General features: G+C 61.1%; 14 protein-coding genes. 8 read left to right on the plus strand and 6 right to left on the minus strand.

From position 1 onward, the window contains the following. Nucleotides 1-4: 4 nt before the first annotated feature. The 3 genes from BLW71_RS18245 to BLW71_RS18255 all read left to right on the plus strand — a co-directional run bounded on the left by BLW71_RS18245 (nucleotide 5) and on the right by BLW71_RS18255 (nucleotide 5364). A complete protein-coding gene (locus tag BLW71_RS18245; protein ID WP_091798618.1) occupies nucleotides 5-2728 on the plus strand; it encodes a DEAD/DEAH box helicase family protein in 2724 nt (907 codons plus the stop codon). 19 nt (nucleotides 2729-2747) lie between these two features. Then, nucleotides 2748-3017, plus strand: coding sequence for a hypothetical protein (locus tag BLW71_RS18250; RefSeq protein WP_091798620.1), 270 nt, complete (start codon nucleotides 2748-2750; stop codon nucleotides 3015-3017). A gap of 1222 nt (nucleotides 3018-4239) precedes the next feature. Next, nucleotides 4240-5364 carry a methyltransferase gene (locus BLW71_RS18255; protein ID WP_091798622.1) on the plus strand — a complete coding sequence of 375 codons (1125 nt, stop codon included), beginning with the start codon at nucleotides 4240-4242 and terminating at the stop codon, nucleotides 5362-5364. A 36-nt stretch (nucleotides 5365-5400) separates the two neighbouring features. On the opposite strand, the gene BLW71_RS18260 is transcribed toward BLW71_RS18255, so the two are convergent. Beyond that, nucleotides 5401-6684, minus strand: coding sequence for a TIGR03862 family flavoprotein (locus BLW71_RS18260; protein WP_091798625.1), 1284 nt, complete (start codon nucleotides 6682-6684; stop codon nucleotides 5401-5403). 378 nt (nucleotides 6685-7062) lie between these two features. On the opposite strand from BLW71_RS18260, the gene BLW71_RS18265 reads away from it, so the two are divergent. Continuing rightward, nucleotides 7063-7272 (plus strand): DUF1059 domain-containing protein, encoded by a 210-nt coding sequence (locus BLW71_RS18265; RefSeq protein WP_091798627.1) that lies wholly within the window; start codon nucleotides 7063-7065, stop codon nucleotides 7270-7272. An 89-nt stretch (nucleotides 7273-7361) separates the two neighbouring features. Here BLW71_RS18265 and BLW71_RS18270 read toward each other — a convergent pair whose 3' ends face one another. After that, on the minus strand, nucleotides 7362-7682 hold the full coding sequence (locus tag BLW71_RS18270; protein WP_091798629.1) for a type II toxin-antitoxin system HicA family toxin: 321 nt from the start codon (nucleotides 7680-7682) through the stop codon (nucleotides 7362-7364). Between the two features lie 384 nt (nucleotides 7683-8066). Here BLW71_RS18270 and BLW71_RS18275 point away from each other — a divergent pair, with 384 nt between their 5' ends. Next, nucleotides 8067-8909 (plus strand): class I SAM-dependent methyltransferase, encoded by an 843-nt coding sequence (locus tag BLW71_RS18275; RefSeq protein WP_091798631.1) that lies wholly within the window; start codon nucleotides 8067-8069, stop codon nucleotides 8907-8909. A gap of 37 nt (nucleotides 8910-8946) precedes the next feature. Here the strand turns inward: BLW71_RS18275 and BLW71_RS18280 are convergent, their stop codons facing one another. Then, nucleotides 8947-9501, minus strand: a complete 555-nt coding sequence (locus BLW71_RS18280; RefSeq protein WP_091798634.1) for a DUF1415 domain-containing protein — start codon at nucleotides 9499-9501, stop codon at nucleotides 8947-8949. A gap of 106 nt (nucleotides 9502-9607) precedes the next feature. Next, on the minus strand, nucleotides 9608-10258 hold the full coding sequence (locus tag BLW71_RS18285) for a TetR/AcrR family transcriptional regulator (protein ID WP_091798637.1): 651 nt from the start codon (nucleotides 10256-10258) through the stop codon (nucleotides 9608-9610). A 155-nt stretch (nucleotides 10259-10413) separates the two neighbouring features. On the opposite strand from BLW71_RS18285, the gene BLW71_RS18290 reads away from it, so the two are divergent. Continuing rightward, nucleotides 10414-11697 carry an MFS transporter gene (locus BLW71_RS18290; protein WP_091798640.1) on the plus strand — a complete coding sequence of 428 codons (1284 nt, stop codon included), beginning with the start codon at nucleotides 10414-10416 and terminating at the stop codon, nucleotides 11695-11697. Between the two features lie 188 nt (nucleotides 11698-11885). Beyond that, on the plus strand, nucleotides 11886-12479 hold the full coding sequence (locus BLW71_RS18295; protein WP_177205061.1) for a nitroreductase family protein: 594 nt from the start codon (nucleotides 11886-11888) through the stop codon (nucleotides 12477-12479). Nucleotides 12480-12534: 55 nt separating this feature from the next. Here the strand turns inward: BLW71_RS18295 and BLW71_RS18300 are convergent, their stop codons facing one another. Next, entirely contained in the window at nucleotides 12535-14010 is a 1476-nt protein-coding gene (locus tag BLW71_RS18300; protein ID WP_091798643.1) for an MFS transporter, read from the minus strand. A 188-nt stretch (nucleotides 14011-14198) separates the two neighbouring features. Here BLW71_RS18300 and BLW71_RS18305 point away from each other — a divergent pair, with 188 nt between their 5' ends. Continuing rightward, nucleotides 14199-15449 (plus strand): Hsp70 family protein, encoded by a 1251-nt coding sequence (locus BLW71_RS18305; RefSeq protein WP_091798645.1) that lies wholly within the window; start codon nucleotides 14199-14201, stop codon nucleotides 15447-15449. 112 nt (nucleotides 15450-15561) lie between these two features. On the opposite strand, the gene BLW71_RS18310 is transcribed toward BLW71_RS18305, so the two are convergent. Further along, nucleotides 15562-15765 (minus strand): cold-shock protein, encoded by a 204-nt coding sequence (locus BLW71_RS18310; protein WP_007180251.1) that lies wholly within the window; start codon nucleotides 15763-15765, stop codon nucleotides 15562-15564. Nucleotides 15766-16106 lie beyond the last annotated feature (341 nt).

Consider the following 16106-nt stretch of genomic DNA (forward strand, 5'->3'; position numbering starts at 1 on the left):
AAGAATGAATCGCGAGCTCCATAGCATCACCCAACGACTGTCCCTCCGCAAGCCGCAAGCGGATTCCCTCGAAATCCTGGCCGAGGTGCTCGAACGCATTTCACTCGGAAAGGACATAGCCGACGGCCAGGCTCTTGCGGGCATCCGTGAGAGATGGCCGTCTTTCCAGGATTTCGAGCGCGACTTCCCTTCGCTCTGTTTCGCCCTTGCGACCGGCGTCGGCAAGACCCGCCTGATGGGGGCCTTTGTCTCCTATCTTTACCTCACGGGGCAAAGTCGCCATTTCTTCGTGCTGGCGCCGAACACGACGATCTACAACAAGCTGATCAACGATTTCACGCCTGGACATCCGAAATACGTCTTCAAGGGGATCGCCGAGTTCGCGACCAATCCGCCGCTCATCATCACTGGCGACAACTATGAAAGCGGTCGCGGTGTCCGGCATGCCGATGGGCGTGCCTCCGATCTGTTCGGAAGCGACGTTCACATCAACATCTTCAACATCGACAAGATCAACAAGGAAGAGGGACCTCGCGGTACGCCGCGGATGAAGAGGCTGCAGGAAACCATCGGCGAGAGCTACTACGACTATCTTTCCGGGCTCGACGACCTCGTTGTCGTGATGGATGAGGCCCACCGTTACCGCGCGAGCGCCGGAGCGAAGGCGATCGATGGCCTCAAGCCGATTCTCGGGCTCGAACTGACCGCAACCCCTAGAACAGTCGGTGCAAAATCGACGCCCTTCCAGAACGTCATTTATAGCTATGGCCTCGGAGAGGCGATGGCAGACGGTTTCGTGAAGGAACCGGCGGTCGCGACGCGCAAGGACTTCGATCCGGAATCGGTTTCCGAAGATCGCCTCGAGCAGATCAAGCTCGAGGACGCAGTCCACAACCACGACCACGTCGCCGTCGAACTCGACCGTTACCACCGTGTCACCGGGCGACCCAAGGTGCACCCGTTCATCCTCGTCGTCGCACAGGATACGGATCACGCACGTCGCATCCGCGCTTACGTAGAGTCCGAGGATTTCTTTCGGGGGCGCTTCAAGGACAAGGTCGCCGAGGTGCACTCCGCGCTGCGCGGAGAGGAAAGCGAAGAGGCGACGCAGCGGCTGGTGGCACTCGAGCAGGACGGTCGGACCGAGGTTGTCATTCACGTCAACAAGCTCAAAGAGGGCTGGGACGTGACTAACCTCTATACGATCGTGCCGCTCCGGGCATCGGCGTCGGACATCCTCACGGAGCAGACACTTGGCCGCGGCCTGCGTCTGCCTTATGGCGAGCGGGTCACACGGTACGACGAAGAGGATTTTGCCGCCGTCGACCGCCTGACCGTCATTGCGCATGACCGCTTCGACGAGATCATCCAGAAGGCGCGCGAGCCGGGCTCGATCGTCATGAAGCAGATTGAGATCGGCGATGGCTGCGATGTGTCGTCGGGCGGTGCAACGCTCGTCACGGCTCCCTCGATCGCAGAGATCATGATCACCGGCACGGGACCATCGCTGCCGGGGCTCGAGGCTCCTGCCACCAAGCCCGTGCTGACGCTCGAGACCCCGGAGGAAATACGAACCGCTGAAGTGACGCTCGAAGTCATCCGGCGCTTCGAGCGTAAGCTTGGCAGCGCCGATGAACTGCGTTCGACCGATGTTCAGCGCCTGATCGTCGTGGCGGTCCAGGAGATTGTTCGCCCTGTCCAGAGCACATTGGAGGGCATCGTCCCGGCCCCCCGGGTCGAAGAGATCGTTTCGGCAGTCACGCAGACGGTCGCCGAGCGCACGTTGTCGATTCCCCAGATTCTCGTCTTGCCCAAACGCCAGGCGACGTTTCAGTTCGCCGACTTCGATCTCAAGGATCTCACGACGATCAATGTCCGTCCGATCGACGACGGACTTGTCATCCAGACCCTGCGGACCGAAGCGCGGACATACCTGGCGAAGACTGTCGACGATCCGCGGGAAGACCGGCTGGAAGACTATCTGGTGCGGTTTCTCATCGAGCGAAACGAGATCGATTACGACGCTCACGCTGCCCTTCTCTACAAGCTCTCAGGTCAGGTCGTCACCCGCGTCAGCTCGTATCTTGAAGATCCGGCGGACGTCGAGAACGTCCTGCTGCGCAATGGTCGGCAACTGGCCGAGTTCGTGTTTGCGCAGATGATGCAGAATTACCACGAAACTCCGCTCGGCGAGGACGACTACGAGGTTCGCGTCACAAGAGGTTTCACGCTGCTGCAACCGCAACCGTTCAACATCGTTCCGGGACAGAAGGTTAGGGACTTCCGGCAGATCGTTACGCCAATGTCCGAAACCAAGCGCCAGGTCTTCGGCGGCTTCAAAAATTGCTGCTATTCGCTGCAGAAATTCGACTCCGATCCGGAGCGCCGGTTTGCTGTTCTGATCGATGCCGACCCGACGGTCGAAAAGTGGTTGAAGCCAGGCCGTGCCCAGTTCCAGATCGAATATCGCTCGGGCGACAACTACGAGCCCGATTTCGTGATCGAGACGGACACCCGCATGGTGATCTGCGAGGTGAAGAGCAAGGATGAGCTGTCGGACCCTGTCGTCCAGGCCAAGGCGAAAGCTGCGACCAAATGGTGCCAAGCGGCGACACGGCACGCGGTGGAGTGCGGTACAAAGCCCTGGTCATACGTCCTGTTGGGCGATGACCAGATTATGGGTAGCGCGACCCTCACGGGGGTGATATCCAAATTCGCACACGGATAATAAAAACCTGAGAGGCATCATGGCGCTCGATACCCACTACGAATACGTCATCGTTGAGAGTTTCGTGCCGGTCGAAACAACCGGCCTCCATGGTGCAATTCATATCCGGCCTGCCGCAGATCAAAAATATCCGCAGACAATCCATGTTGAGTGTTCGAAGAAGTTGTCGCGGGATTATCCGGTGGGAACAAGGTTCAAGATCCGCGCCAAGCTGACTGACCGGGAGGGTGGCGGTCAATATCTGTATAGCTCCTATCGTTGGCCGGTCGAAGTGCTGCCCGGGCGTTAGTCACGGGCGCTTTACACTCAGCGCATGACATGGCTACAGGCAGCAACTGGTCGATCAGCGCCGCTCATTTCTAAGCGCTAGCGCACAAAAAAACCCTTTAATGAACGGCACCACGTAACGGTCGAGCATTAGGGCAATACTGCATGTAGGGGAGCCGCGACGGGCCGCAGCATTGGGCCGTTCCCGATCATTTGCCTACTGCAAGGCCTCAGTACGGTTGCGAGCTCGTCCTTGTTAGCGAATTGCCCCGACGTCTTGACGCGGTCCTGGGGAGCCGAACGCCAGCCCAATGTTTTGGTGTTCTGTCCAGTCATGTCCAATGCAGTCCATAGTAGTCCGACATCAGGTAAAATCCTATTCATTGGCGTTTGGTCCAATGGTCTGGCGTAAGAAGAAGTGGCTTCGAACCAAAGTTTCAGTGGGATTTGGGGGCACTTTTGGGGGCATGGAGATTTGTTGTGCGCTCGCTCGGCCTTGACTGGCAATGGATTTAAGGATTTGTTTTATTCCTGCAGCCGCACCAGTTGTACTAAACGGGGTTTCTGTTCATTCAGAAACCCCGTTTTTCATTTATGCGTGCACACGCTGCGTGATTAAAGAATCACCGCGTTTGAAATGCGTGTTGTCTTGAATAAGCAGATTAATGAGAGACGAGTTGCGGACGCGAATTAGCGCCCGCAATCGTAGCTTTATTCTGATGAGCTGGCGCCGTGGAGGGTATTGCCCGGCGCCGCTGTGGGTCTCTCAGGTTCTTCTTGGAATAGTTGCGTTCCACTAATTGGGAAAACTATACCGGTCACATTCCTTTCTGTCCATTAACCGGCTGTAAACCCCTACAAAGAATTGCGTCTCGGGATAGACGAGTTGCCTACTTGTATAAAGATTTTGCCTATTCAATCGAATAAATCGCGGAGTCGCGTAGGACTGAGCCGATCCTCGTCGATAAAGTGCGCAGAGAGAGGCGGTTCCGTGACGCAACGGTGAGGCTCAATATCGGTCCAAAAATGCCATATCTCTTTCACCTTGTCGATGGTGGACTTTTTAGTCCACATCGGCGCGTTTCTCCAGGGGTTTGCCGGCGAATACCGCACCGCGAACCCGAACCACCGAGGTACTATTCGGGCGTCAGTCGGCCACGCTATCAAGTAACTCCGGCGGGCAACGCCCCCGATGACGCGGTTTCTCAGCGCGTCGCTCCCGCAACACCGATCCCACCTTTACCATGACCAGCCCAGCAACCATCACCTGGCCCGAAGCCGACGGCCCCCGCGCCGCGCGTTGGCGCTCCGAAGCGGCGGTGCCGCCGCCCAAGCGCGTCATTGTCGCGGACGACCGCACCACCGCCGATTCCGCTTACCGTCTCGCTTGCGAAGGAACGGCGCTGCTGTGGAACGGCGACTTCCAGAACGCTCGCCAACTGCTGCAAGCGGTCACGCGCCGGCTCGAGCGCAAGCCTCGCAAGCAGGGCGAAACGCCGCTCGACGCGTTCAACCTGCACAGGCAGGCACAGTCGCAACGCGCGCGCACGCTCGGCATGATCCTGATTCCGCTCGACGCCGCATACGGCATTCCGCTGCGTCGCGCGCCCGATGTCCAGCAGGCCTGCATCGAAACGTATGGACCGGCCACCGGCGAGGCGTCCGTCGTATCGCTGCGCGAGTTGCTCGGCATGATCGGTGCGCACGAATGGCGCAAGAAGGGCGTCGAGATTGCCGCACTGGGCGAGCGGATCCATCCGCACTACGGGGTGTTTTCACCGGTGCGCGGCGAGTATGTGGATCTCGTCGCGCGCACGCCGCTGCCTTCGCTGAACAAGGCGTTCGATATCGGCACGGGCACGGGCGTATTGTCCGCGCTGCTCGCCAAACGCGGCGTGAAGAAAATCATCGCCACCGATCAGGATCCCCGAGCGCTCGCTTGCGCGCGTGAGAACCTGACGCGTCTCGGCTACGACCAGCAGGTCGAGGTCGTGCAAGCGGATCTGTTTCCGGAAGGCCGTGCCCCACTCGTGGTGTGCAACCCGCCGTGGCTGCCGGCAAGGCCCGCTTCTCCGATCGAATATGCGATCTACGATCCGGAAAGCCGTATGCTGCTCGGTTTCCTGAATGGGCTCGCGGAGCATGTGTCGCCGGGCGGGGAAGGCTGGCTGATCATGTCGGACTTCGCGGAGCATCTCGGCTTGCGCACGCGCGACTGGCTGCTCGCCGCCATCGACAAGGCCGGATTGACGGTGATCGGGCGCGAGGACATTCGTCCGCGGCACCCCAAGTCGACCGATGAAACCGACGCGCTGCACACCGCGCGCATCGCTGAAGTCACTTCGCTGTGGCGTCTCAAGCCGCGATAAGCGGCGCAATGCGCTGCCACGCAGCAAGGCGGCGCGTCACGTCGATGCGCCGCTCGCCTTGAGTTTGCCGAGGTATGCCGCCGCGCCACGCCCTGCCGCGAGGCCGCTGGCAAAGCAGGCAGTGAGGAGATAGCCGCCCGTGGGCGCTTCCCAGTCGAGCATTTCGCCTGCGCAGAATGCGCCCGGCAGGCGTTCAATCATCAGGTGCTCGTCGAGCGCCTCGAAGGGAATGCCGCCGGCGGTGCTGATTGCCTCCGCGATCGGCCTTGCACGGGTGAGGCGCACCGGCAGCGCCTTGATGGCGTGCGCAAGGCCGTTCGCGTCGGCGAAGGCCTCTTTCGACAAAATCTCATGCAACAGAGCCAGTTTGACTCCGCCGATCCCGATCCGGCCGTGCAGGTGACTCGACATCGAGCGTGAGCCGCGCGGTCGCGTGACTTCGGCGACGACTCGCTCCAAAGGCAAGCCCGGCGCCAGGTCCAGCGTGATTGTCGCGGAACCGTCGGCGAGAATTCGGTCGCGGATCACCGCCGACAAGGCATAAATCAGGCTCCCTTCGAGGCCGGTTTCGGTCAGAAGTATTTCACCTTGTCGATTGTGGACTTTATTGTCTACGCTCGTCAGTGCGATGGCTACCGGCTTCACCGGTTGGCCTGCAAAACGCTCGCGCAGGTAGGGGCTCCAGTCGGCGTCGAAGCCGCAATTCGCCGGCAGCAAGGGCGTCACCGGTACCTCGCGCGAGGCCATCAACGGTACCCAGGCGGCGTCCGAACCCAGACGCGGCCAGCTTGCGCCGCCAAGCGCGAACACTACGGCGTCGACGGTTACAGTTTGCTCACCGTTGGGCGTGGCAAATCGAAGTGTATGCGTGGCAGCGTCCGCGCCCGCTTCGGTGTCCCAGCCGGTCCACTTGTGGCGCATGTGAAAGCCCACGCCCGCTTCGCGCAATCGATGCAGCCACGCACGCAGCATGGGTGCGGCTTTCATGTCGGCCGGAAAAACGCGGCCCGAACTGCCGACGAAGGTTTCCACGCCCAGCCCGTGCAACCACACACGCAAGGCGTCGGGATCGAAGGCGTTCACGAGCGATGCGAGTTGCTCGCGGCGGGCCCCGTAGCGCCCGAGGAACGGCTCGAGCGGTTCCGAATGGGTGATATTCATGCCGCCCTTGCCCGCCATCAGGAATTTGCGGCCGACCGACGGCATGGCGTCGTAGACGTCGACCCGCACGCCTGGCCGGGCGAGCGCCTCGGCGGCCATCAAGCCGGCGGGGCCGCCGCCAATCACGGCGACGCGGGCGGAATCGAATGAGGATGACATGCGGACCTGCGGATGAGCGGAAGAGGCGGCGCGCCGGCCGGACCAGATGAGCGGGCGGTGCGAAGGGCGCTATTTTTACACCGCGGCCGGCGCAGGGCAAACGCGAGGGCGGGCACGTGGGCTGAAAAAGGCTCGGTTCAGGCGGTCCCGCGTTCGGCTGGATTGCGTCTGCGGCTTCGTTGTCGGCTGGCGCGACCTATAATTTTCAGACACCTTCCATCGGACGCCGTGCGCGTCTTTCCCGCGTCAAACCCAGCTCCCCGTCTTCTTGCCATTCGACGCGCCTCCGCTGTCTGTGACGCCGCGTCACGGAAGGCTCTGTGCTTCGCGCGTCTGCTGCCTGCGTGGATATCTGAACGTCTGACCAAGGAGACTGCCATGTCCCGCAAATACATTGATTGTCGCGAATTCCCGAGCGAAATGAACTGCACGGTTGCCCTATCTGCCGACACCGAGAGCGAATTGCTCGACGCCGCAGTCCAGCATGCGGTCTCTGTGCACAAACACACGGATTCGCCGGAGTTGCGGTCGCAACTCAAGACCCTCTTTCACGACGGCACGCCACCGGTTGAGGCTCCGCGCGCGTGAGTTGCTGTCTTTCGGGAATGAGATAGGCCGTGCGACCTGCACGAGCGGCGTCTGGCCGCCCGTGCGGGTAGCGACGTATTGGGACTGTTCTAGCCGGGGTAGGCCTCGTCTACCTTCAAGCCCGCAAGCTTGAAGATGACCCGCAGCGTTTGCGGCTTGATATCGCGCCGCGAAGCGAGCGTTGTCATGACGAAGTCGAGCACTTTGGCGTACTTGAGCATGGTCAGGCAGGTTTCCATGTCCACGCTGCCGTCGCGCATGATTTCGGCGAGACGGAGCATTTCCGTGGAGATGTCACGGGCCATTTCCAGCTCGAGTTGCTGCTTCTCCGACCAGGCCGGGGTGGCGATGAGCTTCGCCAGCATTTCCTGAAACTTCTGTTCGACGTTTCCGTTGGGTACCGTATCCATTGCTGCCTCTTCTATTTTCCGAGCGCGCGTCCGGTGGAAGTCTCGGCGCGCTGCTGGTTACGTAACGTTCGGCCCGTGTTCCGGGACCGTCCTCCCCACATGCATTCGGTTCGCGTGATCAAAGTCACGGCCGCAGCCACTTGTTATAGGCGAGACGGCCGACGCCGACGGGCTCAGCCGGTACGCACGCTGCTTTTTGCGCCTATCTGGCCCCCCTGAGTAGAGCTTTTAGAGCAGGAAGTGTTCCAGATTGACACCATTTCTTGCATGATCCGCGCGGCTCTTTCGGTAAGCGGGCCGCACTTTGGGTAAACTGGCAGCAACTTTTCCCTTTTTCCGTCGCCTGTCGCACGTTCGCGCTGCAATTGATGACGGTTTCCCCCGATGTCCAGCAAAACCCACGAAATCCGTCCCAACCAATCCGTCGAATTGCTGAAGGAGCTCCATATCCTCACGCGCGACGGCAAGATGAACCAGGACAGCCGTCGCAAGCTGAAACAGGTCTATCACCTGTTCCAGTTCATCGAGCCGCTGCTCAAGGACCTCAAGGACAAACAGGGCGCCGTGTCCCTCGTCGATCACGGCGCGGGCAAGTCCTACCTAGGTTTTATCCTGTACGACCTTTTCTTCAAGGAGTTTCAGGCTCAGGCTGGTGGGGCGTCGCACATATACGGCATCGAAACGCGCGAGGAGCTGGTCGCGAAGTCGGAGGAGCTGGCGAACCGGCTGGGCTTTACGGGCATGTCGTTCCTGAATCTTTCGGTGGCGGACTCGATCACGTCGGATCGCTTGCCGGGCCAGATCGATATCGTGACGGCGCTGCACGCCTGCAATACGGCGACCGACGACGCGCTGCGCTTCGCTCTGGAGAAGAAAGCGAAATACATCGTGGTCGTGCCGTGCTGTCAGGCCGAGGTGGCGGGTGTGCTGCGGCAGAACAAGGGCAAATCGCTGGGGAGCGCCTTGACGGAAATCTGGCGGCATCCATTGCATACGCGGGAGTTTGGAAGCCAGATCACAAATGTGCTGCGATGTTTGCAGCTCGAAGCGCACGGCTATCAGGTCAGCGTGACCGAGCTGGTGGGATGGGAGCATTCGATGAAAAACGAACTCATCATCGCCCAGTACAAGGACTTGCCGAGGCGGCGGCCGGCCGAGCGCCTCAATGAGGTGATGGAGACGCTCGGTATCGAGGAACTGAAAGAGCGGTTCTTTGTATCGGCTTGACGAGGCGGCTTTTCTTCGCGCCGAGCCGCTGGATGAATTACGGCTTCATCAACGCATTCCAGCCGGCAAGGCCGATTCGCCGAAGCGTTTCCTGATTTCGCTCGTAAATCTCTTCCGCATCGGGAAACGCCTGAACCGCGCGCTCGATGCTGTCCTCGCGCAGCAAGTGCAAAATCGGGTAGGGCGCCCGGTTCGTGTAGTTTTCGATATCGTCAGGCTGGCTGTCTTCGAACTGATATTGAGGATGAAAGCTGGCGATCTGAACGATGCCTTCGAGCCGAAGCTGCTTGAGCATGCGGTCGGCGAAAAACAGGCAGTCGTTGTAGTCGAGAAAGTCGCCGAGTGCGTGGGGCACGATCAACAGTGTCGTATCCACCGCGTCCGGATCGGCCTCCATCAACGTCTGAAGCTCGGTTTCGAGATCGGTCAGCACGCCTTCCATGTCCGCGGCATGGCTGACTACGTAGCGAATCTGGCCCTTCACATGCACGGCCTTGGCAAACGGACACAGGTTGAGGCCGATCACCGCCTCGGTCAGCCAGTGACGAGTGGCGGCAACAACAGCATCATCGGATTCGGCGGACAAAGACATGGCAGGTGGCGGCGGGGGAAATAAACGCCATTCTAACGGCGCGCCTCGATACCGATTCGAGGCTCACGCAACCGCCTCGCGCAAACAGCACCGCCAAGCAGGAATCTCAAGCGCCCGAGGGCGCCGCCGTCGTGCCGCATGCGGCGGCGATCAACTGCGCGGCGACTTTCGGCGCGGCCAGAATGGGGCCGCATCCCGGGCCGTAGGTCTGGCTCGCCGCATACACGCCTTCGATCATTAAACCGAGCGCATTGGCCAGCGCTTCGGGATCGTCGGCGCCCGCCGCCGTGGTTAGTTCCGTGAGGCGCGCCATCAACCGCGCCTTGTTGCGGAACACGAACTGTCGCGCCGGATGCGCCGCGTCCGGAAACTCGACCGACACGTTCACGAAGGGACAGCCGCGATAGCCGTCGATCGACGCGCGCCCCGCGAGATCGTCGAAATATTGCTGAAGCTGTTTGGCCGGCTCGCCCGGATGCTTCGCGAAGCTCCTCTCCACATAACCGAAGAACTGCTCGTCCTTGCGCTCCAGATAAGCCATGATCAGTTCGTCCTTCGACGAAAACTGGCGGTACAAGCTCATCTTGTTCACGCCGGCGCGTTCGACAACCGCGTCGACGCCGACGGCTCGCACGCCCTCGCGATAGAACAACTCGTCCGCGGCACGAAGCAGATGCTGCTGCGCCTGGGGCCCGGCTGTCTGCGCGCCGCGTGCACGCCGTGTACTGGCAGGCTTGTGAATTTCGTTGTCGGACATGGGTGGCCACCTGAATGAACTTGACGCCTTGACATGTTACCGACCAGTAACTAATATCGCAACACTCATTGTGACTGATCTGTCACAAGTCCTTTACTGAAGTCGTAAGAATATGAGCGGCGTGGCCTGCGAGGTCGGCGTCGATTGGAGAACCGATGAATTGGGCAGCGAAACTGATTGGCGGACGTTTCCACTACGGCTGGTTGACCGTCGCAGTGGTGTTTCTGGTGCTGCTGGCGGCAGCGGGCACGCGTGCCACGCCGAGCGTGATGATGGTGCCGCTCGAGCATCAATTTGGCTGGAGCCGCGCAACGATCTCGTTGGCAATTTCGGTGAATATCGCGCTGTACGGTCTCATGGGGCCATTCGCGGCCGCGGCGATGCAGCGTTTCGGGGTGCGTCCCACGCTGCTGGCCGCGCTCGGCACGATGGCGGCGGGCGTGGCGCTCTCGTCGCTGATGACGCACCCGTGGCAAATGGTGCTGATCTGGGGCGTGATGGTCGGCGGCTCGACGGGCGTCGCGGCGCTGTCGTTGTCGGCGACGGTAGTGACGCGCTGGTTCACGACGCGGCGTGGCCTCGTCATGGGCATTCTCACGGCCAGTTCAGCGACCGGACAACTGGTGTTCCTGCCTATGCTCGCGGCCATCGCGGAGCATCAAGGCTGGCGGCAAGTGGTGTGGGTCGTCGCCATCGCTGCCGCGATCGTGATTCCGCTGGTGGCGTTTCTCTTGCCCGAACGTCCGGCCGATATGAAGTTGCGCCCGTACGGCGAGCCGCACGATACGCCGATCAACAGCACCGTCACGAAACAGAATCCGCTGGCGATCGCCTTCGGCACGCTCGCGATGGCGAGTAAAACCCGCGACTTCTGGCTGCTGTTTTTCAGCTTCTTTATCTGCGGGGCAAGCACCAATGGCTACGTCGGCACCCATCTGATCGCGATGTGCGGCGATTACGGCATGACGGAAGTGCAGGGCGCGTCGCTGCTTGCCGCGATGGGCATTTTCGATCTGTTCGGCACGACACTCTCTGGCTGGTTGTCGGACCGCTTCAATAGCCGCGTGCTGCTGTTCTGGTACTACGGTTTGCGGGGTTTGTCGCTGATGTATCTGCCGCACGCGTTCGGCATCGACTTCTTCGGTTTGCCGCTGTTCGCCGTGTTCTACGGCCTCGACTGGATCGCTACCGTGCCGCCGACCGTGCGTTTGGCTACCGACGTCTACGGCAAGGAGTCGGCGCCGGTGGTGTTCGGCTGGGTCGTCGCCGGCCACCAGCTCGGCGCGGCGTTCGCAGCGCTCGGCGCGGGCATGCTGCGCGCGAGCCTCGGCACCTACACGGTGGCGTCGATGATTTCGGGCGGTTTGTGTCTCGTGGCGGCGGTGATCGTGTTGCGGATCAACCGGCCCGCCAAAGTGCCGGAGCCGCAGGCGGTCTGAAGCCGATCGACTCGAACGGAGCGCGGCACAGTTGTTGGAACGACGGCCCCGCACGGGGCCGTTTTGCTAGTGCTTCACTGCGCGTAAACAAACTGCTGGCCTGATGGAGCACGCGCGCCGAAGCCCGGTTATGCTATGTGACCCCGGGCAATTGCCCGTCGATCATGAATTTCGACCGAGAGAAGCGCATGACCAACAAACCCGCCCCTACCGCAGTTGCCATTCACGAGCTGATTGCAGGCCGCTGGAGCCCGCGCGCCTATTCGAGCGAGCCGGTGAGCCGCGAGCATCTGCAATCCGTGCTCGAAGCGGCACGCTGGGCGCCATCTTCGTACAACGGGCAGCCGTGGCGTTTCCTCGTATTCGACCGCAGCGTCGATGAAGTCTCTTTCAAGCAGGCCTTTGCCACGCTGGTGCCGTTCAACCAGGGCTGGAATGCGCCGGCGCCGGTGCTGATCGCGGTGACTACGCACACGCTCACCAACAAGGGCGAAGTGAATCGCTGCGCGCCGTACGATACGGGCGCCGCGGCGATGGCGCTGGTGTTGCAGGCGCATGCACTCGGACTTGCCGCGCACCAGATGAGCGGCTTCGACCCGAACGCATTCCGCTCGGCATTCAAGTTGCCGACCGACGTCGACGTGATCGCCATCATCTCACTCGGTCATTACGGCGACGTGGACAAGCTGGATCCGGTGTTGCGCGAGCGCGAGAAGTCGGTGCGTCAGCGTTTGCCGCTGGCGGAAATTGCCTACGGCGGTGGCTGGAAAAAGGCGTTCTGAGCGGTTTGAAGGTTTCATTCGAAGCAAAAAACGCGCGGTCGTCGCCGCGCGTTTTTTATTCCGCGCCGTCCGCGACGCTGGAGAGCGGCGTGGCCACGCTCTCTAGCGACTTGCGTTCCGCATCCACGCCCCAGATCGCTGCAATCACCGCCGCCGCGAGCATCAGCCCCGAGCCGACCAGATAGCCGGAAAACACCGCGCTGCGCTGGTGCGTGTCGATGAGCCGGCCGAAGAACGCAGGCCCGGCGATGCCGCCGAGCGCCGTGCCGAACGCATAGAAAACCGCGATGGCCAGCGCGCGAATTTCCAGCGGAAACGATTCGCTGACGGTCAGATATGCCGAACTCGCGGCCGCCGACGCGAAGAAGAAAATCACCATCCATGCGATCGTCTGCGTGACGACGGTGAGCAACTGCTGCTCGAACAGGTAGCCGCTCAGCGTCAGCAGGATCGCGGACATCGTGTAAGTCGCAAAGATCATTTTGCGCCGGCCGATCACGTCGAACAGCCGGCCGAGCAGCAGCGGTCCGAGGAAATTGCCCAGCGCGAAAGGCAGCAGATACCAGCCAATGTGATCGCCCGGCACGTGGTAGAAATCGGTGAGCACGAGCGCGTAAGTGAAGAAGATTGCGTTGTAGAAGAACGCCTGTGCGATCATCAGCGACAGGCCGACCAGTGCGCGCCGTCGATGCACGTTGAAGAGCGTGTGGAACACCTCACGCAGCGGCGTATGCCCGCGAGCGCGCAAGCGCAGACGCATGAGGCTGTCGTCGCAAAGCGTGTGGCCTTCGTGGCGAAAACGCGCTTCGATCCCTTCGACAATCGCGCGTGCGTCGCGCTCGTCGCCATGCGTGAGCAACCAGCGCGGACTCTCCGGCACCCAGATGCGCATCGGCAAAATACCTAGCGCGAGCACTGCGCCGATGAAGAAGCAGGCCCGCCAGCCCCAGTCGGCCGGTAGCAGATGCGGATCGAGCAGCACCAGCGAGCCGGCCGCGCCGAGCCCCGCGCCGATCCAGAACGTGCCGTTAATGCCCAGATCGGTCCAGCCTCGCACCCGAGCCGGCGTGAATTCCTGGATCGTCGAATTGATCGCCGTGTATTCGCCGCCAATGCCCGCGCCGGTCAGGAAACGAAACAGCAGAAAGCTGGCCAGATTCCACGACAACGCGGTCGCCGCAGTCGCCGCCAGATACAGCGCGAGCGTGATGAAAAACAGTTTGCGACGGCCGAGCCGGTCGGTCAGCCAGCCGAACCCCAACGCGCCCAGCACCGCCCCGGCGATGTAGGCGCTGCCGGCCAGACCGACGTCGGCGTTGGTAAAGTGCAACGATGGACTAGACTTCAACGCACTCGCCACTGCGCCCGCCAGCGTCACTTCCAGCCCGTCGAGCAGCCATGTGACACCGAGCGCCACCACGATCAGCGAGTGAAAGCGGCCCCATGGCAAGCGGTCGAGCCGCGAGGGCAGGTCGGTATCCACGACCGTGGCGCTTTTTTCGTGAACAGCGGCGGTGGGCGGCGCGCTCATTGCTTGAAGTCTCCTGAATTCCGAAAATTGGCGGCGTATCCTGTCCAAATGAGCAATATTCGTTCCGTCGAGCCGGGCCTCTCAGTTATCGCGACCGTGCCGGAAACGCCAGTTGATGCTGGCTGGCCTTTCGTGATACAAAGCCGCTCCCCTTCTGTCCGCGCCAGCCGTGAGCGGCGATTCCTGCCATGAACTATTGCGCGATTGACTTCGGTACTTCCAACTCGGCCGTGGCCGTTCCTGACGGCGGCGCGCTCAGGCTCGCGCCGGTCGAGGGCGCCTACACGACGCTGCCCACCTCGGTCTTTTTCAATACCGACGAGAACACCCGCGAATTCGGGCGAGCGGCGCTCGCTGCGTACATCGACGGCTTCGACGGCCGCCTGATGCGCTCGATGAAGAGCATTCTCGGCTCGCCGCTCGCTGAGAACTCCACCGATCTGGGCGACGGTTCCGCGATCAAGTACACCGACGTGATCGCGATTTTCGTCGATCACCTCAAGCGTTCGGCCGAAAAAAGCGCCGGCGGGCCGATTAGCCGCGCCGTGCTGGGCCGCCCGGTATTTTTCGTCGACGACGATCCGCGCGCCGATCAGATGGCGCAGCGGCAACTCGAAGCCGCCGCACGCTCGGTCGGTTTGCAGGAGATTCACTTCCAGTATGAGCCGATCGCCGCGGCGTTCGACTACGAATCGCATCTGACGGAAGAAGGGCTCGTACTGGTGGCCGACATCGGCGGCGGTACTTCGGACTTTTCGCTGGTGCGGGTCGGGCCGGAGCGGATGAAGCGCGTCGAGCGCAAGGACGACGTGCTGGCCCACCACGGCGTACACGTCGCGGGCACGGATTTCGACCGTCGCGTGGAACTGGCGACGATCCTGCGCGAACTGGGTTATCTGACGCTGGACCCGGAAGGCCGCGAGGTCCCGAACCGAGTCTACTTCGACCTCGCGACCTGGCACCTGATCAACACTGTCTATGCGCCGAAGCGCGTCAGCGAACTCGCGCTGATGCGGCATCTGTTCACCGAGGTCAAGCATCACGACCGCCTGATGCGCGTCGTGGACCGCCGTTTGGGCCATGCGCTAGCGGCGCATGCGGAAGAGGCGAAGATCGGCGTGGCGGCGGGCGGGGAGACCGTGATCGATCTCGACGAAGTGGAAGACGACCTGCGACTCGCGTTCGATGAAACACAGCTCATCAAGGCCGGGCAGGAGGAAACGCGCCGCATCGTGCAAGCGGCGCGCGACACGGTGCAGGCAGCCGGCGTCACGACGCGCGAGCTCAGTGCGATTTATTTCACTGGCGGCTCGACCGGATTGGGATTTTTATCGGGTGCATTGGCGGCAGCGTTTCCGGACGCCAAAGCGGTATTCGGCGATCGTCTCGCAAGTGTCGCGACCGGACTCGGTATTCACGCACGGCGTCTGTTTGGATAACCAGAAATTATCAATCGCATTCAGCGAAGATAATCGCGGTTTGTAGTTGCAGCAGATATAAAAAAACCCCGCCGAGGCGGGGTTTTTTTGCGTCCAGAAGGAAGCGTGTTGCTTACACCGGCTTGATGTTAGCAGCTTGCTTGCCCTTCGGGCCCGTCTTCACTTCAAACGTAACCTTTTGGTTTTCTTGCAGCGTCTTGAAGCCTTCCGTGCGGATTTCCGAGAAATGCGCGAACAGATCTTCGCCACCGCCGTCCGGCGTGATGAAGCCAAAGCCCTTTGCGTCATTGAACCACTTGACGGTACCGGTTTCCATATTACTTGTTCCTAAAGATGGTAAATAAGGCCGAAGCCCAGAGGGTGCATGAAAATCAAGGAAGGGGGTAATGGGACCAACCGGAGTACCGTTGATGGGCGAACTACGAAAGACCAATTCACTCGCCGCTTGAAATCCTGCCCGAACGTTATACGGCGATTTTGAGAGAAGGTCAACAGTCTCCACATAACTTTACATACTTTCGCACAACGGGCGCAAAAGTTGCTTACAAAGCTTGCCATTCATCCGATTTTTTTGTTAGGGAGAACCCCTAATTTCGGTGCACACGTTGGGTGCAACCGTTAAACTACGCGCCGCGCGCCGGTTGCACCTGTTTGGAA

This window comes from Burkholderia sp. WP9 (genome assembly GCF_900104795.1).
Lineage (GTDB): Bacteria > Pseudomonadota > Gammaproteobacteria > Burkholderiales > Burkholderiaceae > Paraburkholderia.

What these genes read in the sequence shown, in the direction of transcription:
- BLW71_RS18265 (WP_091798627.1), top strand. Translation starts at nt 7,063, where the DNA reads ATGTCCCGCAAATACATTGATTGTCGCGAATTCCCGAGCGAAATGAAC.
- BLW71_RS18300 (WP_091798643.1), bottom strand. Translation starts at nt 14,010, where the DNA reads ATGAGCGCGCCGCCCACCGCCGCTGTTCACGAAAAAAGCGCCACGGTC.
- BLW71_RS18280 (WP_091798634.1), bottom strand. Translation starts at nt 9,501, where the DNA reads ATGTCTTTGTCCGCCGAATCCGATGATGCTGTTGTTGCCGCCACTCGT.
- BLW71_RS18310 (WP_007180251.1), bottom strand. Translation starts at nt 15,765, where the DNA reads ATGGAAACCGGTACCGTCAAGTGGTTCAATGACGCAAAGGGCTTTGGC.
- BLW71_RS18245 (WP_091798618.1), top strand. Translation starts at nt 5, where the DNA reads ATGAATCGCGAGCTCCATAGCATCACCCAACGACTGTCCCTCCGCAAG.
- BLW71_RS18270 (WP_091798629.1), bottom strand. Translation starts at nt 7,682, where the DNA reads ATGGATACGGTACCCAACGGAAACGTCGAACAGAAGTTTCAGGAAATG.
- BLW71_RS18290 (WP_091798640.1), top strand. Translation starts at nt 10,414, where the DNA reads ATGAATTGGGCAGCGAAACTGATTGGCGGACGTTTCCACTACGGCTGG.
- BLW71_RS18275 (WP_091798631.1), top strand. Translation starts at nt 8,067, where the DNA reads ATGTCCAGCAAAACCCACGAAATCCGTCCCAACCAATCCGTCGAATTG.
- BLW71_RS18255 (WP_091798622.1), top strand. Translation starts at nt 4,240, where the DNA reads ATGACCAGCCCAGCAACCATCACCTGGCCCGAAGCCGACGGCCCCCGC.
- BLW71_RS18295 (WP_177205061.1), top strand. Translation starts at nt 11,886, where the DNA reads ATGACCAACAAACCCGCCCCTACCGCAGTTGCCATTCACGAGCTGATT.
- BLW71_RS18260 (WP_091798625.1), bottom strand. Translation starts at nt 6,684, where the DNA reads ATGTCATCCTCATTCGATTCCGCCCGCGTCGCCGTGATTGGCGGCGGC.
- BLW71_RS18285 (WP_091798637.1), bottom strand. Translation starts at nt 10,258, where the DNA reads ATGTCCGACAACGAAATTCACAAGCCTGCCAGTACACGGCGTGCACGC.
- BLW71_RS18250 (WP_091798620.1), top strand. Translation starts at nt 2,748, where the DNA reads ATGGCGCTCGATACCCACTACGAATACGTCATCGTTGAGAGTTTCGTG.
- BLW71_RS18305 (WP_091798645.1), top strand. Translation starts at nt 14,199, where the DNA reads ATGAACTATTGCGCGATTGACTTCGGTACTTCCAACTCGGCCGTGGCC.